Consider the following 22,809-nt stretch of genomic DNA (forward strand, 5'->3'; position numbering starts at 1 on the left):
ACCGATGGCCCGAGACGACATGACCGAGGCGACCGTGACAGAACAAGCGATCCCCAAAGTTCCGACGCTGCCTGACGCGCAGACCGTGACCCATGTGAAGCACTGGACAGACCGTCTGTTCTCTTTCCGCTGCACGCGGCCGGCTTCGCTGCGCTTCCGGTCGGGCGAATTCGTGATGATCGGCCTGATGGGCGACACCGGCCGCCCGCTGCTGCGCGCCTATTCCATCGCCTCGCCATCGTGGGACGAGGAACTGGAATTCTACTCGATCAAGGTGCAGGACGGCCCGCTGACCTCGCGGCTCCAGCATCTTGCCGTGGGCGACGAGATCATCCTGCGCCCCAAGCCCGTGGGCACGCTGGTCCATGACGCCCTGCTGCCGGGCAAGCGCATCTGGTTCTTCGCCACCGGCACCGGCTTTGCCCCCTTCGCCTCGCTTTTGCGCGACCCGCAGACCTACGAGGATTACGACGAGGTGATCATCACCCACACTTGCCGCGAGGTCGGCGAACTGGCCTACGGCGCCGAACTGATCGACGGTATCCGCAAGGACGAACTGCTGAACGAACTGATCGGGGCGGACAACCTCTCCAAGCTGCGGTATTACCCGACGACCACCCGCGAAGAGAGCCCCCGGATGGGGCGCATCACCGACCGCATGCGCTCGGGCGAGGTCTTCACCGATCTGGGTGTCGAGCCGATCTCTCCCGAGAACGACCGTGCCATGGTCTGCGGCAATCTCGCGTTCAACCTGGAGATCAAGGAGTTGCTGGAAGGCTACGGCCTGCGCGAGGGCGCCAATTCCGATCCCAAGGAGTACGTGGTCGAAAAGGCCTTCGTGGACTGAGGCCGGCGCCCGCCACTCCACTCCACCGTCATCCCCGGTCCGGGCCGGGGCTCTCCGGCTCGTCCCGCGCCAAGCTCCGCCGCGGGCGCGACCCGAGGACGATCGCGCCACACCACGCCGCCGCTCGTCCCGCAGTTCCGCTGTCACGAGAACCTGGTCGGGGCCCGGGTTGGACATCGCGCGTGGCCCAATCTCTTTCCCTGGCGGCAGTCCCGGCCCGGCAAGGCCCCGAGGTTTGCGTGGGTCTGTAGAGACACAGACCATCCGCCGGTCTGCATGAGTCTGTACAAACGCAGACCATCTGCATACCATCAGACCCATGCAGACCGACCTTTGGCATTTTCCCCGGACCGAATTCCGCGACGCGGTCCTGTCGCTGTTCCTCAGGGGAGGGGCGGATGCGCTGACCTTGTTCGGTCCCCGCAGAACCGGCAAGACCCAGTTCCTGATCCACGACATTGCGCCCGAGGCCGCCCGTCGGGGGCTCACGGTGGTATATGTCAGCTACTGGCAGGCACCCGAGCCGCCGGCCATCGTCACCGCCCACGCCATCCGGGCGGTGCTCGAGACGCCCGGTCTCTGGACCCGCACCCGCGCCGCGCTTCAGCAGATGCGGCCCAGGCTGCGCGTGGCCCCCATGGGCATCGGCGGCGAGATCGACGTTCCTCTCGGCCAGACGGACCGGCCGCCCGCCGCCGCCCTGCTGAAGCTCGACGACCTGCTGGGCGAGCTTCCCGCCTCGCCCGAAAAGCCCGCCCTGCTGCTTCTGGACGAGGTGCAGGAACTCGCCAGACCGGAGCATCGCGACTTCGTGGCCGGGCTGCGGACGAGCCTCGACAAGCGGCGACCGGCGATCAAGGCGGTCTTCACCGGGTCCTCCCTCGACGGCCTGCAGGCGCTCTTCAGTGCCCGAGAGGCGCCGTTCCTGCAATACGGGCTGCAGGAAACCATGCCGCCGCTCGGCATGGATTTCGTCGCGCATATCCTCAAGGCCCAGAAGGCGGCCTCGGGCCGGGCGGCCGACCTGACCGAGGCGATGGCCTTCTTCGAAGAGGTCGGACGCTCCCCCTACGCCTTCCGGCGCGCGCTTGAAACCATGGCGCTGCGCCCCGGGCTGGGCCTGCGCGAGGCCCATGCCATGCTGGTCGAGGACTATGCCGAACGGCAGGGCTATCCGCGCATCTGGGCCGATCTCGCCCCCCTGCCGCGGGCCGTCCTGCTCGAGATCGCGCGGGGCGGCCAGCAGCTGACCTCGACCGCTGCGCGCGAGGCTTTCGCCAAGGCGCTCGGCGAGGAGACGGTCAGCAAGGGGCGCGTCTCGGGCGCGCTGCAGACGTTGACGCGGAACCGGCTGGTCCACAAGCTGAACGGCAGATGGGTGGCGCAGGATCCGGAATTCGCCCGTTACCTGCGGCATCAGGAGACCGCAGGCTGAGGGCGGGGACGTAATCGGCACGCCGGGCGTGGTGCCCGGCGTCAGGTGCCGTAGGCCTTGACCTCGCCCATGACGTCCTCTGCCGCGGATGTCAGCGCCTCGGCCACCGTGCCGCATTCCGCGAGTGTCAGCCGGGCCGGGAGGCGGGTATCGCAGGCCCGCATCAGCATCGCCCGGGTGCGCGGCAACTCTGGCAGTTCGCCCAGGAATTGCCAGTTCCAGAAGGCGCGGGCATTGTCGGTCGACATGCCGAAGACCTGCACCTTCACGCCCCGCGCGGCGGCGGCCTCCTGGAAAGCACGGGTCTCGTCGTCGGTCATGCCGACGAGGTTGAACTGGAGCGAATCCGGCGCGCGCTCTTCCTGCGGCAGCTTGGGCGGCACCGTCAGCCAGGGCGACTGCTGCAGGATGGCCGCGACGTGATCGTGATTGCGCCGGCCGTCCCGGACCCGGCGCGCGACCTCGGGCAATTGCGACCGGGCGATCGCTGCGCTGAGGTTCGACAGGCGCAGGTTGTAGAGCGGCAGCCTGTTCTGCCAGCGTTCCAGCGCATCGACCAGATCGGTCGAATTGTCGCCGCGCCGCGCCCGGTGCTTCTTCCACATGTGTTCGTAGGCGCCCGACATGATGATCGCCCGGGCGACGGCATCGGCATCGTCGGTGATCAGGATCCCGCCCTCGCCGGAATTGACCAGCTTGTAGGACTGGAAGGAAAAGCAGCCGATCTTGCCGATGGTGCCGATCTTGCGTCCGTTCCAGAGCGTGCCGAGCGAATGCGCCGCATCCTCGATCACCGGGATGCCGGCGGCATCGCAGGCCGCCATGATGACATCCATGTCCGAGGTATGGCCGCGCATGTGAGAGATGATGACCGCCTGGACCGAGGGCAGCTTGGCGTGGAAATCCTCGAGGTCGATCCGGTAGGTGTCGCCGCATTCGCAGAGCACCGGCTCGCAATCCGCATGAACGATCGAGGACGGCACGGCGGCGAAGGTGAAGGCGGGGATCATCACCCGCGCCCCCCGCGGCAGGCCGAGCGCCTTGAGCGACAGGAAGAGCGCCGCGGAACAGGACGAGACTGCCAGCGCATAGCGGGTTCCCATCATCTCGGCGAATTCGGTCTCCAGCAGGGTGACCGGCGCGTTCTCGGGGGCGGTGTAGCGAAAGAGATCGCCCGACTGCAGAAGCCGTTCGATCTCGGCCCGGGCGGCGTCGGGGATGGGCTCTGCGTCGTATACGCTGGGCGGCAGGGTCATCTTTTCGGCTTTCCTGAACTCTTCTTTCGGAAAAACTAAACGATGACCGGGCAACAGCCAAATGAAATCTCCGCGACACGCGGGCGCGGTCACACCCCCAGGCGGTCGCGCAGCGCGAACCAGGACATCGCCGCCGCCAGAAGCGGTGTCCGCAGGGCGGGGCCGCCGGGAAAGGGCAGGACCGGAAGCCGCGCCATCGCGTCGAATCCCTCGGCCTGCCCCCGGATCGCCCGGGCCATCAGCCAGCCCGCATGGGTGGCCGTTCCCACGCCGTGGCCCGAATAGCCCGAGGCCGACAGGACATTGGTAGCCGGCCGCGCAAAAAAGGGCAGCCGTTTCATGGTGATGGCCAGAGTTCCGCCCCAGGCATAATCGATGCGCACATCGCGCAGATGCGGATAGATCTCGGACAGCGGCTTGCGGACCTTGGCGGCGATGTCGCGGGGGAACCTGTAGCCATAGCTTTCGCCGCCGCCGAAGATCAGGCGCCTGTCCTCGGAGAGCCGGTAGTAGTTCACCACGAACTTGCTGTCGGCGACGGCGATATCCTCGCCCAGCACGCGCGCCGCCGCGTCGCCGAGCGGTTCGGTCGCGATCACGTAATTGTTGATCGGCATCACGCGGGCCGCCACCCTCCGGTCGAGCGATCCCAGATAGCCGTTGCAGGCCAGGATCACGTGATCGGCCTCGACATGGCCCGAGCCGGTCCGCACGCGGGCGGGGGCGCCGTGGTCGAGGCGCCGGACCTCGGACCGCTCGTATATCCGCACCCCCGCCGCCCGCGCGGCACGGGCCAGGCCGAGCGCGTATTTCAGCGGATGCAGATGCGCCGCGTCCCGGTCGATCACGCCGCCGGCATAGGCGGGCGAGGGGATGATGCGCCGGAACTCCGCCTCGTCCGGGATATGGACATGCGGATAGTCGTAGCGCGCGTTCAGATGCGCCGCATAGTCGTGCAGGTGATGCACGTCGCCCTTGCTGACCCCGGTCCAGGCGATGCCGGGTTTCAGAGCGGCGTCGATATCGTGCTTCGCGATCAGCGACTTGGTGAAGGCCTTGGCCTCTTCGCCGAGCTGCCAGAAGAGCCGCGCGTCCTCGAGCCCGACCATCTTCTCCAATGCCATCTGGTCCTGCCGCTGGCCCGACCCGAGCTGCCCGCCGTTGCGCCCCGAGGCGCCGAACCCGAGGCGCTGCGCCTCGAGCAGGATGACCGACAGCCCGGCCTCGGCCGCATGCAGCGCGGCCGAAAGCCCCGTGTAGCCGCCGCCAATCACGCAGAGGTCGGCGCGATGGCGGCCCCGAAGCGCGGGAGCCTCGTCGGGCAGGGGGGCGGTCGCGGCGTAGTAGCTGGGAGGATACCGGCCCGCGCGGTCGTTGGCGTGGAGCAGGTTCATGGCGCGGGCGCGGGGGATCGCCCTGCGGGCGATGCCTTCGGCGAGGATATTTTCCGGACCAAAGAAGCAGGGGGGCGGCGCGCTGTCCCGGAGTTCGGAGCGGGCGGCGAGGGCATCAGACGTTGAGCAGGAGGTGTTCCCGCTCCCATGGGCTGATGACGCCGAGGAATTCCTCGTATTCCGTGCGTTTCACGATGGAGTAGACGCGCAGGAATTCCTCGCCCAGGACTTCGGCGATGCCGGTCGCCTCTTCCATTTCGTTCAGGGCCTCGCCCAGGGTGCGGGGAAAGTCGCCTTCGCCTTCGTAGGCGTCGCCGCGGAACTGCTTTTCGGCCCGTTCCTCGCGCATCAGGCCGAGATAGCCCGCCGCGAGCGAGGCGGCGATTCCGAGATAGGGGTTGCAGTCCATCCCCGCCACCCGGTTCTCGACCCGGCGCGCGGCGGGGTCGGAGATCGGCACCCGGATGCCCGTGGTCCGGTTGTCGCGACCCCATTCGAGGTTGATCGGCGCGGCGTGATCCTTGACGTAGCGGCGGTAGCTGTTGACGTAGGGTGCCAGCAGCGGGATCACCTGCGGCAGGTGGTGCTGCAGCCCGCCGATGAAGCTGTAGAAGGCGTCCGTCTCGCCGCCCTGGGGGCCGGTGAAGATGTTCCGCCCGGTCTCGAGATCGAGGATCGAGTGGTGGATATGCATGGCGCTGCCGGGCTCGTCCCCGATCGGCTTGGCCATGAAGGTGGCGAAGCAGTCGTGGCGCAGCGCGGCCTCGCGGATCAGACGCTTGAAATAGAAGACTTCGTCCGCCAGCTTGACCGGGTTGCCGTGGCGCAGGTTGATCTCGAGCTGGCCGGCCCCGCCCTCCTGGGTGATGCCGTCGATCTCGAACCCCTGCGCCTCGGCAAAGTCGTAGATGTCGTCGATCACCGGGCCGAATTCGTCCACGGCGGTCATGGAATAGGCCTGGCGCGCGGCGGCGGGCCGCCCCGAGCGGCCGGTCATCGGCAGGATCGGCTTGGCCGGGTCGAGATTGCGCGCGATGAGATAGAATTCCATCTCGGGCGCGACCACCGGTTTCCAGCCCTGCGCCTCGTAGAGGCTGACCACCCGTTTCAGCACGTTGCGGGGCGAGAACGGGATCGGATTACCCTTGCGGTCGTAGGCGTCGTGGATCACCTGCAGCGTCCAGTCGCCGGTCCAGGGCGCGGCGCTGGTGGTGGAGAGATCGGGGCGCAGGGTCATGTCGGGCTCGATGAAGCCCTCGTCGCCGGCGGCTTCGCCCCAGTCGCCGGTGATGGTCTGGAAGAAGATCGAATTGGGCAGATGGAAGAACTGCTGGCGCGCGAACTTGGAAGCCGGCACGGCCTTCCCGCGGGCGATGCCCGGCAGGTCCGAGATGATGCACTCCACCTCGTCGAGGCGGCGGTTTTCCAGATAGGCCTGCGCGGCCGCCGGGATCTGCGTGGTCCAGTCGTCGCTCATGCGCCGGCCTTCCGGAAGAAGGCGGCGATGCGGTCGGCCTCGGCCTCGTTGGCGACGGGCGCCTCGAGACCGGCCTCGGCGGCGGCGCGAACGTGATCGGGCAGGAGCGAGCCGCGGACGCGGATCAGCCCCTTCATCTCGACCGGTCCGAACTCGGGATGCGGCTGGATCGAATAGATGCGGTCGTCATAGGCGAGGGCGGCGTTGACGCAGATGTCGGACGAGGCAAGCCGGACCGCGCCCGGGGGCAGATCGGTGATCTGGTCCTGGTGCCAGGCGTTGAGCGCCCGGTCGCCGTCGGCGAAGTGATAGATCTTGCGGCCGGCGGACCAGCCGCCGGGAAACTTCTCGACCTTGCCGCCGAGCGCCTGGGCGATGATCTGGTGCCCGAAGCAGATGCCCACCAGCGGCCGTCCGGCATCGTGGATGGCGCGGATCAGCTCTTCCAGCGGGGGGATCCATGGATGGTCTTCGTAGGCGCCGTGCTTCGAGCCCGAGATGAGCCAGCCGTCGCAGGCCTCGGGACCCTCCGGAAAGACCCCGTCGACCACCGGGTAGTGGGCGAAGTCGAAGCCCTGATCATGAAGAAAACGCTCGTAGATCGCGTCATAATCGCCTGTCTCCCCCAACAGCTCGTCGGGGAAATGGCCGCATTGCAGAATGCCGATCAGCATGAAACACCAGATGCTTGGTTCGCGCAGACCGTAATTGAGGCGCGGGGCGGCGGCAAGGGCGGGAACGCCGCCGGGGCCGTGTCGCGAGCCGCCGGGCGCGGATCACACGGTCTCGAGATAGGTGTGCCAGTGCTGCTCGGGCGGCACCTCGGAGATGCGGGCCATTTCCTGCCGTTTGGTCAGCGCGAAATTGCGTATCAGCTGACCGGGGAAAATCCGTTCGATCAGCGGGTCCCGTTCAAAGGCCTCGATCGCCGTCAGCCAGTCGCCATGCATCTGCGGCAGGTCCATGTCATAGGCGTTGCCCGAGATGGGCGGCGGCGGAACGAGCCCGTCCTCCAGCCCGATCAGCGCCGCCCCGAGGATCGCCGCCAGCGCGAGATAGGGATTGTTGTCGCCACCCGCGACGCGGTGCTCGATCCGGCGGGCCGCATTGGACCCGCCGGGGATCCGCAGCGCGGCGGTGCGGTTCTCGTAGGCCCAGGCCGCGCCGGTCGGCGCATGGGCGCCCGGTACGAAACGGTCGTAGGAGGGCCCGTGCGGCGCGAAGACCAGCGTCGAGGGGGCGAGACCCTCGAGACAGCCCGCCACCGCGTGATGCAGCAGGATCGTGCCCTCGGGGCCGCCATCATCGAAGATGTTCCGCCCCTGCCGGTCGAGGATCGAGAAATGCACGTGCATGCCAGAGCCGGCCTCGTTCTCCAGCGGCTTGGCCATGAAGGTGCCGGCCATGCCGTGCTTGCGCGCCATCCCCTTGATCAGGGCCTTGAAGAGCCAGGCGTCATCGGCAGCGCGCAGCGCCTCGCGGTGGTCGAGGTCGATCTCGAACTGCCCAAGCCCGGCCTCGGAAATGGTCGACTGGGCCGGGATCTCCATGTCGTCGCAGGCCTCGTAGACCGCGGACAGGAAAGCGTCGAAGGCGTCGAGCTGGCGCAGCGACAGGATCGCGTTGGCCTGGAGCGGGCGGCCGGACTGAGGGTTCTCGGGCGGGAGCAGGGCCGCGCCGCTGTCGTCCACCAGGTAGAACTCCATCTCGATGCCCGCCCGCACCGTCCAGCCATGCATGGCATACCGCTCGAGCACCGATTTCAGCGCATGGCGGGGGTCGCCGGGAAAGGGCGTGCCGCGGTCGTCGTACATCTCCATCGGGACCAGCGCCGAAGGCGTGTCGAGCCAGGGCATCGGCACCGGCCCTCGGTCCGTCGGCAAGAGCACCCCGTCCGCATCGCCGCTGTCGAAGACCAGCGGGCTGTCCTTGATGTCCGCCCCCCAGATATCGACGTTCTGCACCGAAAGCGGCATCCGGACCGATCCCTCGGCCAGCTTGTCGAAGGCCGACCGGGGCAGCCGCTTGCCCCGCATCTGGCCGTTCAGGTCGGCGGCGGCGACGCGGAAGGTCCGCACATGTCCAAGGCTCATGGCTCAGCGCACCATCTGGGGCCGGACCCGAAGCCGCGGCCGCCTCTCCTGCGGCAGGTACCGGTTCAGGTGCCGGTAGACCCGTCCGTAGAACAGGATGATCGCGAGGCTCAGCAGGATGAAGTAGAAGGCGAGGATCGGATAGGGCACGAAGGGATTGAACGTCTTGTCCGCGAAATAGTTGGCGTAATAGAGCGCGTCACCCTTCTGCTGCCAAGCCGGAAAAGACGAGAAGAACACCAGCGTGGTCGCATGTGTCAGAAAGATCGACTCGTTCGTATAGGCGGGCCAGGCCAACCGCAGCATCGTCGGAAAGGTGATGCGCCGGAATTTCTTCCAGCCCGAGAAACCGTAGGCATCCGCCGCCTCCAGATCGCCCTTCGGCACGGATCGCAGCGCGCCATAGAAGATCTCGCCCGCATAGGCCGAGGTATTGAGGAACAGCACGATCAGCGCCCCGGCGCCCGCGCGGGTCAGCCAGCGGGTGCCGGCGGTGATCTCGACGAAGCCGAGGTTCAGGTCGATCCCGTTCTTGGGCAGCAGCGTGAACGCCTCGTAGAACAGGAAGAACTGGATGAAGAGGGGCGAGCCGCGGAAGACAAAGATGAACCACTGCGCGGGCTTGCTCAGCACCGGCGTGGCCGCGTTCCGCGCCAAGGCCAGTGCCAGCGACAGCCCGAACCCGAGCACCAGGGCGAAGACCGCGAAGTAGATGTTCCAGATCAGGCCCGACCCGATCAGGGTGAACTGCTGGCAGAGCGTGAAATCCGAGCGCGGCAGCAGCCGTTCGCCGATGCCGATCGACCGCAGCCCGTAATCCGCGATGGTCTGAAGACAGCTCATGCCCGTGCCCCCTCGGCGCCCGCCAGGGTTGCCTGGCCGCGCGACAGCCGGCGGGCGAGGCGGGCAAAGCCGATCTCGGAGATCCTGGTCAGCAGCAGGTAGAAGACCAGCAGCCCCAGGAAGTACCACAGCCGCCAGTCGCCATGCGGATAGTCATAGGCCGAGGTCTTGCGCCCCCCCAGCTCCCGCGCCCAGTAGACCACGTCCTCGATCCCGAGCAGGAAGAGAAGCGGGGTCGCCTTGATCAGGATCATCCACAGGTTCGACAGGCCGGGCAGGGCATAGATCCACATCTGCGGCACGAGCACCCGCCAGGTCGCCTGCCGGCGGGTCATGCCGTAGGCTTCCGCCGTTTCCATCTGCGCCTTGGGCACGGCATTCATCGCGCCCGCCAGGACGAAGGCCGCGAAGGCCCCGAAGACGAAGGCGAAGGCGGCGATGCCCAGGACGATGCCGTAGTACTCATGCACCCATTGCGGAGACGAGGACAGGGGCAGCTTGGCCTCGGCGCAGACGACAAAGTCGCTGCCCTGCCGGATCGGGCCGTCCCAGTCCGGGCACTTGGCCTTGTGCCGCAGCCATTCCAGCCCCTGATCGAGCGCGAGCGGCATGAAGAGAAAGAATGCGATGTCCGGCACCCCCCGCACGAGCGAGGTATAGCCCGTCCCCAGCCAGCGCAGCGGCGCCACATGCGAGCGGGAGGCCAGCGCCCCCGCGAACCCCACGCCGAGCGCGATCGGCGCGGTGATCAGCATCAGCACGATCACGAAGCCGAAGCTCTGATAGAACAGCATGTGCTTGCCCGTGGTCAGGTAACAGGCAAACCAGCGCAGGCCTTCGAGGCTATCGGGATCGGCGCAGTACGCGAACATCTTGTCGTGCTAGAAAAGGGGCGGGGCCTCGCGGACCCCGCCGGCCCGTGTCATTCGTAAGTCTGCGTATCTTCGCCGAAATACTTGACCAGCAGTTCGTTGAGCGACCCGTCCTCCTTCATCGAGGAGATCGCCGCGTTGAACTTTTCCTTCAGCTCGGTATCGCTTTCGCGCAGGCCGAGCCCGATGCCCTTGCCGAGTTGCACCGGCTCGCCCACGAACATGAACTCGCCGTCCGATTCCTCGACGAAGGGCTTGAGAAAGTCGGTATCGGCAAAGACCGCGTCGGCCTCGCCGTTCTGCACGGCCGCGATGGTTTCGTCCGGCGTCGCGAACTCGATCAGCGTGGCGCCGCTCTCGGCCACATGCGCGGCCTGGATCGTCGCCGTCTGCCCGGCCACCACGCCGCCTTCCACATCGGCGTCTTCGCTCATCGCGAGATAGGACGAGGTCGCGGGCGGAAAGTAGTTCTGCGTGAAATCGATGACTTCGTCGCGTTCGTCGGTGATCGACATGCCGGCGATGATCACGTCGTAGTTGCCCGAGACGAGGTTTGGAATGATCGAATCCCAGTCGTTGGTCACCCATTCGCAGGTCAGTTCGGCCCGCGCGCAGAGTTCGTCTCCGACCTCGCGTTCGAACCCGGCCACTTCGCCGTTGTCGTCGATGATGTTGAACGGAGGATAGGCGCCTTCCGTGCCGAGGCGGACAGTCATCGAGTGGCTCTCTGCCGTGACCATGCCGGCGGACAGCGCGAAGGCGGCGGTCATCATCAGTGTCTTCATGTATTCGGTACTCCCGGTTGTTCTTGCGGCTGTCTCGCCGCTCATGGTGCGACAGCCTTGGCAACAAAAACGGCCAAGACAAGAGGCTTTCGCCTTATTTTTGCGCAAGCCGCCCCTTTACGATGCGTCAGACGGCAAAACAGGCAGGACATGCCGCCCCCCGCGCGGTGTCACGCCGAGGTGGTCGCCGACAGAAACTGTCGCAGCCGCTCCGAACCCGGAGAGCCGAAAAGCGCGTCCGGCGCGCCCTGTTCCTCGATCAGCCCCCGATGCAGGAACACCACCTCGTCCGAGACGTCCGCCGCCAGCCGCATGTCGTGGGTGACCAGCAGCATGGTGCGCCCTTCGGCCGCGAGGTCCTTGATCACCTTCACCACCTCCTGCTCGAGTTCGGGGTCCAGCGCCGAGGTCGGTTCGTCGAAGAGCAGCGCTTCGGGTTCCATGCAGAGCGCCCGTGCGATGGCCGCCCGCTGCTGCTGCCCGCCCGAGAGCTGCGCCGGCCAGGCGTCCGCCTTGTCGCCGATGCCCACCTTGGCCAGATAGCCGCGCGCTTTTTCCTCGACCTCGGCGCGGTCGCGGCCCAGCACCGTCACGGGCGCCTCCATGACGTTCTGCAGAATCGTCATGTGGGACCACAGGTTGAACTGCTGGAACACCATCGACAGGTTCGTGCGGATCCGCAGCACCTGCTTTGCGTCCCCCGGCCGTCGGCCCAGTCCCGAACCGCGCCAGTGCACGGCCTCGCCCTTGAACAGGATCTCGCCCTCCTGGCTGTCCTCGAGCAGGTTGGCGCAGCGCAGCAGCGTGGACTTGCCCGAGCCGGACGACCCGATGAGGGACACGACATCCCCCCGCCGCGCGGTCAGCGAGACGCCCTTGAGGACCTCCAGCGCGCCGTAACTCTTGTGCAAGTCGCGGATTTCGATGACGGGTGAGTGTGGCAAGGCGGGGCGTCTCCGGATCGGGGTCCGCCAAATAGGACGTACAAACGCCCCGAATGCAACCGTCGCGACCGATATGACGGCGCGGAATGCAGGACCGCGAGACCTATGCCTGCGGCGTCGGCACCGCCAGGTAATCCGCCGCGTCGATGGTCACGATGTCATGCAGATGCAGCACCGCCCGGTCCCCCGCGGAGAGCGCGGCGATGGCCGCGCCGATCGCCGCACGCAGGGCCGCGACGGTCTCGGGCGGCGTGTGCGGCCCCGTGATGAACGGCAGGCCGGGCGTCGGTGGCGTGGTTCCGATGCGCCTCAGACGATCCGCCCAGGGGTCGCAGGCCTCGATCATGCGCCAGGTTTGCGCGTCGATGCCGGCGATGTCGGCCTCGCCCTCGGCCACCGCCCGGGCCGAGGCGACATGAGATCCGCTTTCCCGCATCGACGCGAAGCCGGACCCAAGCCGGAGGGCGTGGGCCAGCGGACCGGCCCAGCCGGATTGCGACCGTGCCTCGTTGAAGACGAAGCGCTTCTCCCGCCAGTGGTGCGGCTCGGTCCGGTCGTCGTCGGCGCGGACGATCATCCACGAGGCGTAATGCCCCGGGGGACAGCCCTCCAGCCGGTAATCGGGCGTTCCGACGATCCGGACCTTGCCGTGCAGGCGGCTGCGATAGGGCAGGCCGCAGGTCTGCGACAGGAACAGATCGGGGTTTTCCCAGCAGGACCAGAGATCCTCGCCCCGGCTCAGCCGTTCCGGCGCCGCGATGCCGCGTTCTGCGAGGTGTTCGCGCACGCCATCCCAGAACCGATCGTTCGCCCCGGCCGTCTCCGGCCGGTCGTACATCGGCAGCGAGGCGATCATCCCCGCGCGACCCGGAGCCGCGCGGCGTTGCTGTCCTGATCGCTCACCCCCAGCAGCGACGCGGTCAGGCGCAGCAGCGCGTCTTCCTCGGGGTCGCGCTGACCATCGGCGAGAACCACGCGCCACAGCGCCTCGATCACCCCCAGCCGGTCCTCGTAGGCCACCGATTCCTTGATCGCGCGGGTAAAGCGGACGGTGTCGGGCGCCTCGCCCTCAAGTTGCTCGGCTTCCGCGAGCAACTGCCCCGCGGCCCAGGGGTCGAGGCGGTAGCGGTCCTGCACGATCCGCCGGATCACGTCGCGTTCGTCGGAATCGAAACGGCCGTCGCTTTGGGCGGCCCGGACCAGCAGGGCCGTCAGGGCAAGCCGCGCATCGAGTTCGTCGAGCGGCGCGGGATCGGGGCGGACCAGCCGCGAAAGGAAATCTGCAAACATCCCTGCGATATAGCGGGATCACGGCGATGAGCCAATATCTCCACCGCAGGTGGTGAGAATTGACCTTTTTCATAAAATCAAAATCGCAAATGTTTATCTTGTCGTACCGTAAAGGTTGTGCCGTCAAAGTTTCGCCGCATTCGGATGTAACGTTTCCAATATCGGCATCATGCCGTGGGAACAAAAAAAGATAATCCCGAACTGGGAAGGCCGGGCAAATGCTTGCGATTGTGCAGAAAGACTGGATGGGAATGGCGCCTGACCGCCAAATCTCCATGCTGAAGAAACTGAAACCGGAGATGCTTTGCAGCTTCATCCGGCGAATCGAACCGATGAAGACCGACGTCGCCGTGCTGCGGTGGATTGCGGCGCGACAGGAACTCGATCTCGGAACAGCCCTGACACTGTTCTTCGCGTTCGATCCCGGACGCCTCAACCTGTTGCCGCGCAACGCGTATCCGAAGGACCTCCAGGATCGCTGCTCGGTGATCGACGTGCTGTGCCAGAGGATCAACTGCGGTTTCTACATCCCGATCGCCGCGCGCAAGATCGAGGATCAGGCGCAGGTCCGCGACTGGCTTTGCCGGCAGGAACAGGATGTCGAGATCGGCCGCCGCGGCAGGTGGGTGCTCAACGACAAGATCGTCGCGCCGCTGATCGCCGAAAGGCGCGAACGGGTGACCGGTGGCCGGGTCGGCCCGCGGCCCGGCTTCATCCAGGGGATCTTCTCGCCTCTGTTCGTGTCGAACCGCGCCTGACGCTAGTACTTGGACGGCACGTACAACTCCGGAGGGAGGACGTGCCGTTCGTAATCGCTGTTGTACACCCGCTCGGGGAGCACGACCGGCTCGCTCTCGATCTCCTCGTAGGGGAACAGCGTGAGCAGGTGGTCGATGCAGTTCAGCCGGGCCCGCTTCTTGTCGTTGCCGGGCACGATGTACCAGGGCGCCTCGGGGATGTTCGTGCGGTCGAACATCTCTTCCTTGGCGCGGGTGTAATCCTCCCAGCGGATGCGGGACTGCAGGTCCATCGGTGACAGCTTCCACTGCTTGAGCGGGTCATGGATGCGGATCAGGAACCGCATCTGCTGTTCCTCGTCCGTTATCGAGAACCAGTACTTCACCAGCCGGATGCCCGACCGGACCAGCATCCGCTCGAATTCCGGCACGTCCTGGAAGAACTGTTCGACCTGGTCGTCATCGGCAAAGCCCATCACCCGCTCGACCCCGGCGCGGTTGTACCACGAGCGGTCGAACAGGACGATCTCGCCGCCGGCGGGAAGGTGCGGAACGTAGCGCTGGAAATACCACTGGCTCTTTTCACGGTCCGAGGGCGCGGGCAGGGCGACCGTGCGCACGACGCGGGGGTTCAGGCGCTGCGTGATCCGCTTGATCACCCCACCCTTGCCGGCACTGTCGCGGCCTTCGAAGATCACGACGACCTTCTCGTTGTTGTGCACCACCCAGTCCTGAAGTTTGATCAGCTCGGCCTGCAGCCGCAGCAGGGACCGGAAGTAATCGGCCCGCGGGATCGTCTCGCCATGCGCCTTGCGATAGATCTCGCGGATCTTCATCGACAGGATGGCATCTTCCATCTCGAGTTCCACTTCCTCGTCCATCGAGTCGCGCAGCTCGGATTCAAGCCAGTCTTCGGCCTCCTGGTAATTGTCGGGCGACATGAAATCCTCCTGGACAGGGCAAGGGGTCCGGCACCGGCAGGTGTCGGAATTCGCGCGCAGTTAATCAGGCGAATGTGACAATCACATAGCGGCTTTCCGGGCCGGGCGCGATGTTTCTCCCGCGCCGAGGACCGAAAACGACCCGTCGCTTTCGAGAATGATGGCCGCGGCCTGATCCGGCCGCGCGCTGTGGCCGTTGGCGCGCAGCACTGTCATCAACTCCTCTTCGGTTACCCGGACGCGGCGCATCGCGTCGTGGCAAAGCTGTCCGTCGCGCAGGAGCAGCGTCGGCTCGGACCGCACGGCCCGCGCGAACCAGCGGGACCGGACCGAAAGCCAGGCCATGCAGAATTGCAGCACCGCCAGGAGCGTCAGGGCCGTGATCCCCTCAATCAGCGCCACCGAGTTGGACAGCAGGATCGTGGCCAGGGTCGAACCGATCGCGACGGTCACCACGAGGTCGAAGGCGTTCAGCTTGGCGAGCGTCCGCTTGCCCGACACCCGGAGCAGCACGATCAGATAGGCGTAGGCGAGGCTGCCGACGATCAGCACGCGCATCACGCCCGACCAGCCCTGAAAGATGATATCTTCGGTCATGGGGGAACAATGGCCGATGGACGGAACCGGTTCCCGCCGCGCGTGACCTGCGGTCGCGGCGGGCTATCTCTTGGCCGCGCCATCACCTCCGGAGGTCACGCCATGCGTGTCATCGCCACCGCTCTTCTATTCGCTCTCCTGCCGCCGCCGGCCGTGGCGCAGACCTGTTTCGATCCGTCCCAGTGTGCGCGGGATGCGATCATGACCTCCCGCATGGTGAGCCGCGAGGTTTCGAGGCTTGCGACCGAACTGAACACCCTGCGCGCCGACCGCCGGGCCCTGTCGGCCGATGTCGCCGCACTGCGCGAGGACCTTGCTGCGCTGCGGGAGGCCCTGGTCGAACAGGCGGACCGGCTCGAGGCGGTAGAGGAGGAGAACGCGCGCCTGCGCGGGGCGCTGGACCTGCCGACCGCGTCCGGTGAGGACTGAGCCACCGATAGAAACCCGCCCGGCGGACTGAGCCACCGACAGAAACCCACCCGGGGGCGAGGGCTGCCATGACCGACCGTGTGCGAAACGGGATCATCCTGTCATGCGTCGGAAACAAATACTGAACTTTTTCCGCCTGCGATCCGTTTGCCTACAGAAGCGCCGCCGCCATCCGCCGCCGCGGCGCACGACCCGAACCGTGTCCGACAGGAACCGACCATGCTCCGTATCTGCCTCGCCTCGCTCCTTGCTCTTCCCGTCGCCGCAGCCGCGCAGGAGGCGCCGAGGCCGGTCACCGGGGCGCAGCCCGACCTTGTGTTCACGCTGCGCGGCGGCGCGGCGGTCTCGCCCAGCTACTTCGGCTCCAGCGGCTACGAACTCGGTCCCGACGCCAGCTTTTCCGTGCAGTACCTGCGTCTCGGAGGCTTCGAATTCGGCTCTCCCGATCCCGATGCCCGCCGCCTCGGATTCGGTCTCCGCGGCTCGTTCCGGTACATCTCGGCCCGCAACCCGCTGAACTACCCCGAACTCGCCGGGCTCGAGCCGGTCGATCGCAGTGTCGAGGTGGGCCTGGGCGTCGGGTACCGGACCGAATTCCTGGAGGCGTTCCTCGACGCGCGCTATGGCGTCATCGGGCACGAGTCCTGGGTGGCCGAAGCCGGTGTCGATGCGGTCTTCCAGCCGGAACCGCGGCTCAGGCTGCGGGCCGGGCCGCGTATCTTCCTAGGCGACGACGACTATGCCCGGACCTATTTCGGCGTGACGCCGGCCGAATCCGCGGCCTCGGGCCTCGCCGCCTACGACCCCTCGGGTGGTGCGCTCTCGGCCGGGATCGAGATCGGTGCGACCTACCGACTCGACGACAACTGGGCGATCGACGGCGCCGTCACCTGGAGCCGCTTCATCGGAGACGCCGAAGCCTCGCCCATCGTCGCCCAGGGCAGCCGCGACCAGTGGAAAATCCGCCTTGGTGTGACCCGCCGCTTCAGCATCGACTGGTGACGCGCGGGATCAGACCAGCCGCGACACCTCTTTCGCCGCGCGGACGAAATCCTTGAACAGGGGATGCGGGTCGAAGGGTTTCGACTTCAGCTCGGGGTGGAACTGCACGCCGATGAACCAGGGATGGCCCCGGACTTCGACGATTTCGGGCAGGCGGCCGTCCGGGGACATGCCCGAGAACCACAACCCACACTCCTCCAGCTTGTCACGATACGCCACGTCGACCTCGTAGCGATGGCGATGCCGTTCCTCGATCGCGGTCGCGCCGTAGACCTCGGAGACTTTCGACCCCTCGGCCAGCGACGCGGTATAGGCGCCCAGTCGCATCGTCCCGCCCTTGTCGTCGTCGACCTTGCGTTTCACCGCGTGATTGCCCTGCACCCATTCCTTGAGGTGATAGACCACCGGCTCGAACCGCTTCTGTCCGGCCTCGTGGTCGAACTCTTCCGAACCGGCCTTGTCGAGCCCGGCGAGGTTGCGGGCGGCCTCGATCACGGCCATCTGCATCCCCAGGCATATCCCGAGGTAGGGGATGTTGCGCGTCCGCGCGAATTCGGCCGCCTTGATCTTGCCCTCGGTTCCGCGTTCGCCGAAGCCGCCGGGGACGAGGATTGCATGATAGCCTTCGAGGTAGGGGGCCGCGTCCTTGTTCTCGAACACCTCGGCGTCGACCCATTGGACGTTCACCTTGATCCGGTTGGCCATCCCGCCGTGGATCAGCGCTTCCTTGATCGACTTGTAGGCGTCCTCGAGCTGCGTGTACTTGCCCACCACCGCCACGTTCACCGAGCCGTCGGTATTGTGGATCCGGTCATAGACGTCCTGCCACACCCTCAGGTCGGGGCGCGGCGCCGGCGCGATCTGGAAGGCGTCCAGAACCGCCTGGTCCAGCCCCTCGCGGTGATAGGCCAGCGGCGCCTCGTAGATCGACTTGAGATCATAGGCCGCGATCACCGCCTCGGGCCGCACGTTGCAGAAAAGCGCCAGCTTGTCGCGTTCCTTGTCGGGGATCGGCTGTTCCGACCGGCAGACAAGGATGTCCGGCTGAAGCCCGATGGACCGCAGTTCCTTGACCGAGTGCTGCGTGGGCTTGGTCTTGAGTTCGCCGCTCGCCGCCAGCCAGGGCAGCAGCGTCAGGTGCATGAAGATGCACTGCCCCCGGGGCTTGTCCTGGCTGAACTGGCGGATCGCCTCGAAGAAGGGCAGCCCCTCGATATCGCCGACGGTGCCGCCGATCTCGCAGAGCATGAAATCGACCTCGTCGTCGCCGACGTTGATGAAATCCTTGATCTCGTTGGTGACGTGCGGGATCACCTGGATCGTCTTGCCCAGATAGTCGCCCCGGCGTTCCTTTTCGAGCACGTTCGAATAGATGCGCCCCGAGGAGACGGAATCCGTCATTCGCGCCGCGACACCCGTGAAGCGTTCGTAATGCCCGAGGTCCAGGTCGGTTTCGGCCCCGTCGTCGGTCACGAAGACCTCGCCGTGTTCGAAGGGCGACATCGTGCCGGGATCGACGTTGAGATAGGGGTCGAGCTTGCGCAGGCGGACGGAGTAGCCGCGGGCCTGGAGCAATGCGCCGAGGGCGGCCGAGGCCAGCCCTTTTCCGAGGGACGACACGACGCCGCCCGTGATGAAGATATACCGCGCCATTGCTCGTGGGCTCCCGTGAAATTCTGGTGCGACTCATGCGCAAGGATGGTCAGAACGCGTCCCGAAAGACCGCATCATCACGGGATTTAAGCTCTAACAGATTCGGACCGGACTGTCCATCCGTGCCGCAAGATGATGTGAGACGCGCCGGACGCGCCTCAAGGGGTGGTGGATCAGTCCGCCGAGGGTGTCAGGTCGCCGCCGGTGCTCGGCGCCGGGGGCAGAAGCGACCCGCCGTCGGGCAGGGCGGGGACCTCTTCCATCTCCTGCGGGACCGCACCGGTCGGGGCGAGGCGGTCCAGTACCGAGGCGCCGGTCGACTTGTCCGCCGCGATGATCGTCAGCGCGATGGAGGTGCCGATGAAGGCCGCCGCGAGAATCCAGGTCACCTTGCCAAGCGCGGTCGCGGCAGCGCGGCCCGACATCGCGCCGCCCCCGCCACCGCCCATGCCGAGCCCGCCGCCCTCGGACTTCTGGAGCAGGACAACGCCGATCAGCGCGAGCGCCAGAAAGAGGTGGATGATGAGAACGACGTTTTCCATGACAGCGGGCCTATAGGTCGGGGGGCCGGCACCGGGCAGGGCCCGGCGGGCGTTTCGCGGCTAGATAGGACGTTCGACCCGGGGCTGCAAGGGCTTTGGCCGGCCCCGGGACCCGACCGGGCGCTTAGTCCTCGACGTCGTCCACATCGGCCTGGCCCGACAGCCTGCGCCGTACGATGCTCCAGCTCAGGCCGATGCCGAGGACCAGGGACAGCGCGAAGATGCCGAGCCAGGTGTTGAGTCCGGGGTTGTCCAGGCTCACCACGCCGAAATCCACCAGCACCCAGACCAGAGCCCCGAAGACGGCGATGACGAGCCCCATGCCGAACGGACCGATCGAGCGGAGCGTCGCCCGCAGGTAGATCACGTATCCCACGAAAAGCAGCAGGCCGAGCAGCACGGCCAGCGGCATCTGGTCGGGCCAGTTGCGGCCGACCCAGGCGGAATAGTTCCATCGTGTCGGGTTGTAGGTCAGCGCGATCAGCGCGAAGGCGATCATCCAACGCAGCACGAACCCCATGTCAGCTCTCCCCCTTGCCCTGTCCCGAGGCTTGGCCCATGCCCGCCCTCCTGTCCAGTCCGAGGGGCTTCGAACGGGCGCCGACGGTCTGGATTTGGGGGGCAGAGGGGCATGGCCATGTCACGCAAGAAGAGTGGGACGACCCGGGGGCTTGACGCGCGGAGGAGTTCCGCGGGTTGTGAAAGGGGGGCTTTGCCCCCCGCCGCCCTGCGGGCGACTCCCCCCAGGATACTTTCGGGACCAAAGAAGCACGGACGCGGAAAATCCTGTTTCGGTCCCCCGGGGCTTTGGGTACAAGGGCGCCGTTTGGACCCGAGCCGGAGGAATGAGCCATGGCCAATGTCGTCGTTGTCGGCGCCCAGTGGGGCGATGAGGGCAAGGGCAAGATCGTCGACTGGCTGTCCGAGCGCGCCGACGTGGTGGTCCGCTTTCAGGGCGGCCACAACGCCGGCCATACGCTGGTCATCGAAGGCGAGGTCTACAAGCTGCACGCGCTGCCCTCGGGCGTGGTGCGCGGCGGCAAGCTGTCGGTGATCGGCAATGGCGTGGTGCTGGACCCCTGGCACCTTGTCGAGGAGATCGCGACGATCCGCGCCCAGGGCGTCGAGATCACCCCCGAGACGCTGATGATCGCCGAGAACACGCCGCTGATCCTGCCGATCCACGGCGAACTGGACCGCGGGCGCGAGGCCCAGAATTCGGTGGCCAAGATCGGCACGACCGGGCGCGGGATCGGCCCGGCCTACGAGGACAAGGTAGGCCGCCGGGTGGTCCGCGTGGCGGACCTGGCCGACGACGCCACCCTGGCGACGCGGGTCGACCGTCTGCTGGTGCATCACAACGCGCTGCGCCATGGCCTGGGGCTCGAGCCGGTGGACCGGGATGGGCTGATCGCGAAACTGAAGGAGATCGCACCGGAAATCCTGCCCTATGCGGCCCCCGTCTGGAAGGTGATGAACGAGAAGCGCAAGGCGGGGAAGCGGATCCTTTTCGAAGGGGCGCAGGGCAGCTTGCTCGATATAGATTTCGGCACCTATCCTTATGTGACCTCGTCGAACGTCATCGCGGGCCAGGCGGCCACCGGCACCGGGATCGGCCCGGGCGCGGTCGATTTCGTCCTCGGCATCGTCAAGGCCTATACCACACGCGTCGGCGAGGGGCCCTTTCCGACCGAGCTGGACGATGCCGATGGCGAACGGCTGGGCCAGCGCGGACATGAGTTCGGCACCACGACAGGCCGCAAGCGGCGCTGCGGCTGGTTCGATGCCGCGCTCCTGCGGCAGACCTGCACGACGAGCGGGATGAACGGCATCGCCCTGACCAAGCTGGACGTGCTCGACGGCTTCGAGACGCTGAAGATCTGCGTGGGCTACGACCTGGACGGAACCCGGCTCGACTATCTGCCCACGGCCGCCGACCAGCAGGCCCGCTGCACGCCGATCTACGAGGAGCTTCCCGGCTGGTCGGAGTCGACCGAAGGCGCGCGCAGCTGGGCCGACCTGCCGGCCAATGCGATCAAGTACGTGCGCCGGGTCGAAGAGTTGATCGAATGTCCCGTGGCCCTACTTTCCACGAGCCCCGAGCGGGACGATACGATCCTGGTCACCGATCCCTTCGCGGACTGACGGGCGCGGCGCAGACAAGCGAGGTTCACTTGGCACTCAGTCACAAGGCAAAGCGGCGCTGGTCGCTGGTCATCCTGCTCATCGGGCTGCCCGTGTACATCGTGCTGGCGGTCACGGTGGTTTCGTGGTTCGACCGGCCCTCGATCCTGGTCGAGCTTCTGATCTATGTCGTGCTCGGCATGCTCTGGGCCCTGCCGTTCAAGTTCGTCTTCAAGGGCGTGGGGCAGGCCGGGCCGGAGGACGACGGCCCGGCCTGACGACCCGATTGCCTTTTCCGGCGATCCCGGTTCAGATGCCGCATCGCAACCGGAAACGTTTCACATGCGCGCCGCCACCTCGCCGCCCCATCTCGTCACGCTGATTCTGCTGACCGGCAACTCGGTCCTGACCCTCAACATGTTCCTGCCCTCGCTGCCGCACATGGCCGAGGATTTCGACGTGTCCTACGGGCTGATGAGCATCGCCGTGGGGGGCTATCTCCTGATGACGGCGGTGACGCAGCTGGTCATCGGATCGCTGTCGGACCGCTACGGCCGGCGGCCGGTCATCCTGAGCGGGTTGGCCATCTTCATCGCCGCCTCGGTCGTCTGCGCCCTGACCGAGAACTTTGCCGTCTTCATCGCGGCGCGGCTGGGGCAGAGCGCATCGGCCACCGGCATGGTGCTGTCCCGCGCGATCATCCGCGACCAGTTCGACGACCGGGAATCGGCGGCGAAGATGGCCACGGTCGCGATGATCATGGCGATCGCCCCGATGCTGGGGCCGACCATCGGCGGCGTCATGGACGCGGTCTTCGGCTGGCGGGCCAGCTTCGTCTTCTACGCGCTCTGCGGCGTGGCGGTGTTCGCCCTGTGTTGGGTCGATCTGGGCGAGACCCATTACCGCCGTTCCACCACGTTCGGCGCCCAGTTTCGCGAATACCCCGAGCTGTTCCGCTCGCGCAGGTTCTGGGGCTACGCCATCTGCGCCAGCTTTTCGGTCGCCACCTTCCACATCTTCGTCTCGGGGGCACCGCTCGTGGTGGCGACCGCCTTCGGCATGGGACCGGCCGAGCTGGGCCTGTACATGGGCACGATCACGCTGGGCTTCATCATCGGATCCGGCATATCCAGCCGGGTCTCGCGGTTCTACCAGCTCTCGACCATGATGATCGCCGGCCGGCTCGTGGCCGTGACCGGACTGGGTCTCGCCAGCCTGGCGATCTACGCCGGCCACATCTCGGTTCCGCTGTTCTTCGGGGCGATGATCCTGTCGGGCATGGGCAACGGCATGACCGCGCCGAATGCCAATGCCGGTGTCATGTCCATCCGGCCGCATATCGCGGGCAGCGCCTCGGGTCTCTCCTCGGCCATGATCGTCTTCGTCGGCGCGCTGACCACCACCCTGACTGGCGCTCTGGTCGACGAGGTGACGGGGACATTCACCCTGACGCTGATCATGACGCTGGCCGGCGTGATCGGGCTGGTCGCGGCGCTGTCGGTGCGGGCCATCGATCTGCGCGAAGGGCGGGCGCTCGGGGTGTGAGGC

General features: G+C 66.7%; 24 protein-coding genes. 8 read left to right on the forward strand and 16 right to left on the reverse strand.

Annotated elements, in window-relative coordinates; all coding sequences use genetic code 11:
* Positions 1-19: 19 nt before the first annotated feature.
* Positions 20-847: a ferredoxin--NADP reductase gene (locus OB2597_RS04725; RefSeq protein WP_040609488.1), complete on the forward strand. Its 828-nt coding sequence runs from the start codon at positions 20-22 to the stop codon at positions 845-847.
* A gap of 319 nt (positions 848-1,166) precedes the next feature.
* A complete protein-coding gene (locus tag OB2597_RS04730; RefSeq protein WP_009804380.1) occupies positions 1,167-2,282 on the forward strand; it encodes an ATP-binding protein in 1,116 nt (371 codons plus the stop codon).
* A 41-nt stretch (positions 2,283-2,323) separates the two neighbouring features.
* On the opposite strand, the gene OB2597_RS04735 is transcribed toward OB2597_RS04730, so the two are convergent.
* The 11 genes from OB2597_RS04735 to OB2597_RS04785 form a co-directional block, all read right to left on the reverse strand.
* Complete coding sequence (locus OB2597_RS04735; protein ID WP_009804381.1) at positions 2,324-3,538, reverse strand: DegT/DnrJ/EryC1/StrS family aminotransferase; 1,215 nt, start codon at positions 3,536-3,538, stop codon at positions 2,324-2,326.
* Positions 3,539-3,627: 89 nt separating this feature from the next.
* Positions 3,628-4,932 carry an NAD(P)/FAD-dependent oxidoreductase gene (locus OB2597_RS04740; RefSeq protein WP_009804382.1) on the reverse strand — a complete coding sequence of 435 codons (1,305 nt, stop codon included), beginning with the start codon at positions 4,930-4,932 and terminating at the stop codon, positions 3,628-3,630.
* A gap of 115 nt (positions 4,933-5,047) precedes the next feature.
* Positions 5,048-6,409, reverse strand: a complete 1,362-nt coding sequence (locus tag OB2597_RS04745) for a glutamine synthetase family protein (protein ID WP_009804383.1) — start codon at positions 6,407-6,409, stop codon at positions 5,048-5,050.
* Entirely contained in the window at positions 6,406-7,083 is a 678-nt protein-coding gene (locus OB2597_RS04750) for a type 1 glutamine amidotransferase (RefSeq protein WP_009804384.1), read from the reverse strand. The genes OB2597_RS04745 and OB2597_RS04750 overlap by 4 nt, the downstream gene beginning before the upstream one ends.
* A 102-nt stretch (positions 7,084-7,185) precedes the next feature.
* Positions 7,186-8,502 (reverse strand): glutamine synthetase family protein, encoded by a 1,317-nt coding sequence (locus tag OB2597_RS04755; RefSeq protein ID WP_009804385.1) that lies wholly within the window; start codon positions 8,500-8,502, stop codon positions 7,186-7,188.
* A 3-nt stretch (positions 8,503-8,505) separates the two neighbouring features.
* On the reverse strand, positions 8,506-9,345 hold the full coding sequence (locus OB2597_RS04760) for an ABC transporter permease subunit (RefSeq protein ID WP_009804386.1): 840 nt from the start codon (positions 9,343-9,345) through the stop codon (positions 8,506-8,508).
* Positions 9,342-10,217 (reverse strand): ABC transporter permease, encoded by an 876-nt coding sequence (locus OB2597_RS04765; RefSeq protein WP_009804387.1) that lies wholly within the window; start codon positions 10,215-10,217, stop codon positions 9,342-9,344. The genes OB2597_RS04760 and OB2597_RS04765 overlap by 4 nt, the downstream gene beginning before the upstream one ends.
* 50 nt (positions 10,218-10,267) lie before the next feature.
* The gene (locus OB2597_RS04770; protein WP_009804388.1) at positions 10,268-11,002 is read right to left on the reverse strand and encodes a transporter substrate-binding domain-containing protein; all 735 of its coding nucleotides are present in this window, start codon (positions 11,000-11,002) and stop codon (positions 10,268-10,270) included.
* A gap of 170 nt (positions 11,003-11,172) precedes the next feature.
* Positions 11,173-11,946: an ABC transporter ATP-binding protein gene (locus OB2597_RS04775; protein WP_040609119.1), complete on the reverse strand. Its 774-nt coding sequence runs from the start codon at positions 11,944-11,946 to the stop codon at positions 11,173-11,175.
* A 103-nt stretch (positions 11,947-12,049) separates the two neighbouring features.
* Entirely contained in the window at positions 12,050-12,802 is a 753-nt protein-coding gene (locus OB2597_RS04780) for a phosphate/phosphite/phosphonate ABC transporter substrate-binding protein (protein ID WP_009804390.1), read from the reverse strand.
* Positions 12,799-13,236, reverse strand: a complete 438-nt coding sequence (locus tag OB2597_RS04785; RefSeq protein ID WP_009804391.1) for a tellurite resistance TerB family protein — start codon at positions 13,234-13,236, stop codon at positions 12,799-12,801. Before OB2597_RS04785 ends, OB2597_RS04780 begins: the two co-directional genes overlap by 4 nt.
* A gap of 251 nt (positions 13,237-13,487) precedes the next feature.
* Between OB2597_RS04785 and OB2597_RS04790 the strand changes: the two genes are divergently transcribed.
* Complete coding sequence (locus tag OB2597_RS04790) at positions 13,488-13,994, forward strand: hypothetical protein (protein ID WP_148234678.1); 507 nt, start codon at positions 13,488-13,490, stop codon at positions 13,992-13,994.
* Between the two features lie 2 nt (positions 13,995-13,996).
* Here the strand turns inward: OB2597_RS04790 and ppk2 are convergent, their stop codons facing one another.
* Together ppk2 and OB2597_RS04800 are read right to left on the reverse strand one after the other, a co-directional pair.
* Entirely contained in the window at positions 13,997-14,914 is a 918-nt protein-coding gene (ppk2, locus tag OB2597_RS04795) for a polyphosphate kinase 2 (RefSeq protein WP_009804393.1), read from the reverse strand.
* Positions 14,915-14,995: 81 nt separating this feature from the next.
* Complete coding sequence (locus OB2597_RS04800) at positions 14,996-15,511, reverse strand: DUF421 domain-containing protein (RefSeq protein ID WP_009804394.1); 516 nt, start codon at positions 15,509-15,511, stop codon at positions 14,996-14,998.
* Positions 15,512-15,613: 102 nt separating this feature from the next.
* On the opposite strand from OB2597_RS04800, the gene OB2597_RS04805 reads away from it, so the two are divergent.
* Both OB2597_RS04805 and OB2597_RS04810 read left to right on the forward strand, forming a co-directional pair.
* A complete protein-coding gene (locus tag OB2597_RS04805) occupies positions 15,614-15,940 on the forward strand; it encodes a hypothetical protein (protein WP_040609121.1) in 327 nt (108 codons plus the stop codon).
* A 219-nt stretch (positions 15,941-16,159) separates the two neighbouring features.
* Positions 16,160-16,942 (forward strand): MipA/OmpV family protein, encoded by a 783-nt coding sequence (locus OB2597_RS04810; protein ID WP_009804396.1) that lies wholly within the window; start codon positions 16,160-16,162, stop codon positions 16,940-16,942.
* Positions 16,943-16,951: 9 nt separating this feature from the next.
* Here the strand turns inward: OB2597_RS04810 and OB2597_RS04815 are convergent, their stop codons facing one another.
* The 3 genes from OB2597_RS04815 to OB2597_RS04825 all read right to left on the reverse strand — a co-directional run bounded on the left by OB2597_RS04815 (position 16,952) and on the right by OB2597_RS04825 (position 19,657).
* Entirely contained in the window at positions 16,952-18,595 is a 1,644-nt protein-coding gene (locus OB2597_RS04815) for a CTP synthase (protein ID WP_009804397.1), read from the reverse strand.
* Between the two features lie 173 nt (positions 18,596-18,768).
* Entirely contained in the window at positions 18,769-19,137 is a 369-nt protein-coding gene (gene secG / locus OB2597_RS04820; RefSeq protein WP_009804398.1) for a preprotein translocase subunit SecG, read from the reverse strand.
* 124 nt (positions 19,138-19,261) lie between these two features.
* Positions 19,262-19,657, reverse strand: coding sequence for a DUF6524 family protein (locus tag OB2597_RS04825; RefSeq protein ID WP_009804399.1), 396 nt, complete (start codon positions 19,655-19,657; stop codon positions 19,262-19,264).
* Positions 19,658-19,989: 332 nt separating this feature from the next.
* Between OB2597_RS04825 and OB2597_RS04830 the strand changes: the two genes are divergently transcribed.
* From OB2597_RS04830 to OB2597_RS04840, 3 genes are all read left to right on the forward strand, one after another.
* Positions 19,990-21,282, forward strand: a complete 1,293-nt coding sequence (locus OB2597_RS04830) for an adenylosuccinate synthase (RefSeq protein WP_009804400.1) — start codon at positions 19,990-19,992, stop codon at positions 21,280-21,282.
* Between the two features lie 29 nt (positions 21,283-21,311).
* Entirely contained in the window at positions 21,312-21,539 is a 228-nt protein-coding gene (locus OB2597_RS04835) for a DUF2842 domain-containing protein (RefSeq protein WP_009804401.1), read from the forward strand.
* Between the two features lie 64 nt (positions 21,540-21,603).
* On the forward strand, positions 21,604-22,806 hold the full coding sequence (locus tag OB2597_RS04840; protein ID WP_009804402.1) for a multidrug effflux MFS transporter: 1,203 nt from the start codon (positions 21,604-21,606) through the stop codon (positions 22,804-22,806).
* The last annotated feature ends 3 nt before the right edge of the window (positions 22,807-22,809 follow it).

The sequence above is a fragment of the Pseudooceanicola batsensis HTCC2597 genome (assembly GCF_000152725.1).
In the GTDB taxonomy this organism is placed as follows: Bacteria; Pseudomonadota; Alphaproteobacteria; order Rhodobacterales; family Rhodobacteraceae; genus Pseudooceanicola; species Pseudooceanicola batsensis.

What these genes read in the sequence shown, in the direction of transcription:
- OB2597_RS04735 (WP_009804381.1), bottom strand. Translation starts at nt 3,538, where the DNA reads ATGACCCTGCCGCCCAGCGTATACGACGCAGAGCCCATCCCCGACGCC.
- OB2597_RS04840 (WP_009804402.1), top strand. Translation starts at nt 21,604, where the DNA reads ATGCGCGCCGCCACCTCGCCGCCCCATCTCGTCACGCTGATTCTGCTG.
- OB2597_RS04740 (WP_009804382.1), bottom strand. Translation starts at nt 4,932, where the DNA reads ATGAACCTGCTCCACGCCAACGACCGCGCGGGCCGGTATCCTCCCAGC.
- OB2597_RS04770 (WP_009804388.1), bottom strand. Translation starts at nt 11,002, where the DNA reads ATGAAGACACTGATGATGACCGCCGCCTTCGCGCTGTCCGCCGGCATG.
- OB2597_RS04810 (WP_009804396.1), top strand. Translation starts at nt 16,160, where the DNA reads ATGCTCCGTATCTGCCTCGCCTCGCTCCTTGCTCTTCCCGTCGCCGCA.
- OB2597_RS04730 (WP_009804380.1), top strand. Translation starts at nt 1,167, where the DNA reads ATGCAGACCGACCTTTGGCATTTTCCCCGGACCGAATTCCGCGACGCG.
- OB2597_RS04805 (WP_040609121.1), top strand. Translation starts at nt 15,614, where the DNA reads ATGCGTGTCATCGCCACCGCTCTTCTATTCGCTCTCCTGCCGCCGCCG.
- OB2597_RS04785 (WP_009804391.1), bottom strand. Translation starts at nt 13,236, where the DNA reads ATGTTTGCAGATTTCCTTTCGCGGCTGGTCCGCCCCGATCCCGCGCCG.
- OB2597_RS04750 (WP_009804384.1), bottom strand. Translation starts at nt 7,083, where the DNA reads ATGCTGATCGGCATTCTGCAATGCGGCCATTTCCCCGACGAGCTGTTG.
- OB2597_RS04780 (WP_009804390.1), bottom strand. Translation starts at nt 12,802, where the DNA reads ATGATCGCCTCGCTGCCGATGTACGACCGGCCGGAGACGGCCGGGGCG.
- secG (WP_009804398.1), bottom strand. Translation starts at nt 19,137, where the DNA reads ATGGAAAACGTCGTTCTCATCATCCACCTCTTTCTGGCGCTCGCGCTG.
- OB2597_RS04830 (WP_009804400.1), top strand. Translation starts at nt 19,990, where the DNA reads ATGGCCAATGTCGTCGTTGTCGGCGCCCAGTGGGGCGATGAGGGCAAG.
- OB2597_RS04765 (WP_009804387.1), bottom strand. Translation starts at nt 10,217, where the DNA reads ATGTTCGCGTACTGCGCCGATCCCGATAGCCTCGAAGGCCTGCGCTGG.
- OB2597_RS04760 (WP_009804386.1), bottom strand. Translation starts at nt 9,345, where the DNA reads ATGAGCTGTCTTCAGACCATCGCGGATTACGGGCTGCGGTCGATCGGC.
- OB2597_RS04815 (WP_009804397.1), bottom strand. Translation starts at nt 18,595, where the DNA reads ATGGCGCGGTATATCTTCATCACGGGCGGCGTCGTGTCGTCCCTCGGA.
- OB2597_RS04800 (WP_009804394.1), bottom strand. Translation starts at nt 15,511, where the DNA reads ATGACCGAAGATATCATCTTTCAGGGCTGGTCGGGCGTGATGCGCGTG.
- OB2597_RS04790 (WP_148234678.1), top strand. Translation starts at nt 13,488, where the DNA reads ATGGCGCCTGACCGCCAAATCTCCATGCTGAAGAAACTGAAACCGGAG.
- ppk2 (WP_009804393.1), bottom strand. Translation starts at nt 14,914, where the DNA reads ATGTCGCCCGACAATTACCAGGAGGCCGAAGACTGGCTTGAATCCGAG.
- OB2597_RS04745 (WP_009804383.1), bottom strand. Translation starts at nt 6,409, where the DNA reads ATGAGCGACGACTGGACCACGCAGATCCCGGCGGCCGCGCAGGCCTAT.
- OB2597_RS04755 (WP_009804385.1), bottom strand. Translation starts at nt 8,502, where the DNA reads ATGAGCCTTGGACATGTGCGGACCTTCCGCGTCGCCGCCGCCGACCTG.
- OB2597_RS04825 (WP_009804399.1), bottom strand. Translation starts at nt 19,657, where the DNA reads ATGGGGTTCGTGCTGCGTTGGATGATCGCCTTCGCGCTGATCGCGCTG.
- OB2597_RS04725 (WP_040609488.1), top strand. Translation starts at nt 20, where the DNA reads ATGACCGAGGCGACCGTGACAGAACAAGCGATCCCCAAAGTTCCGACG.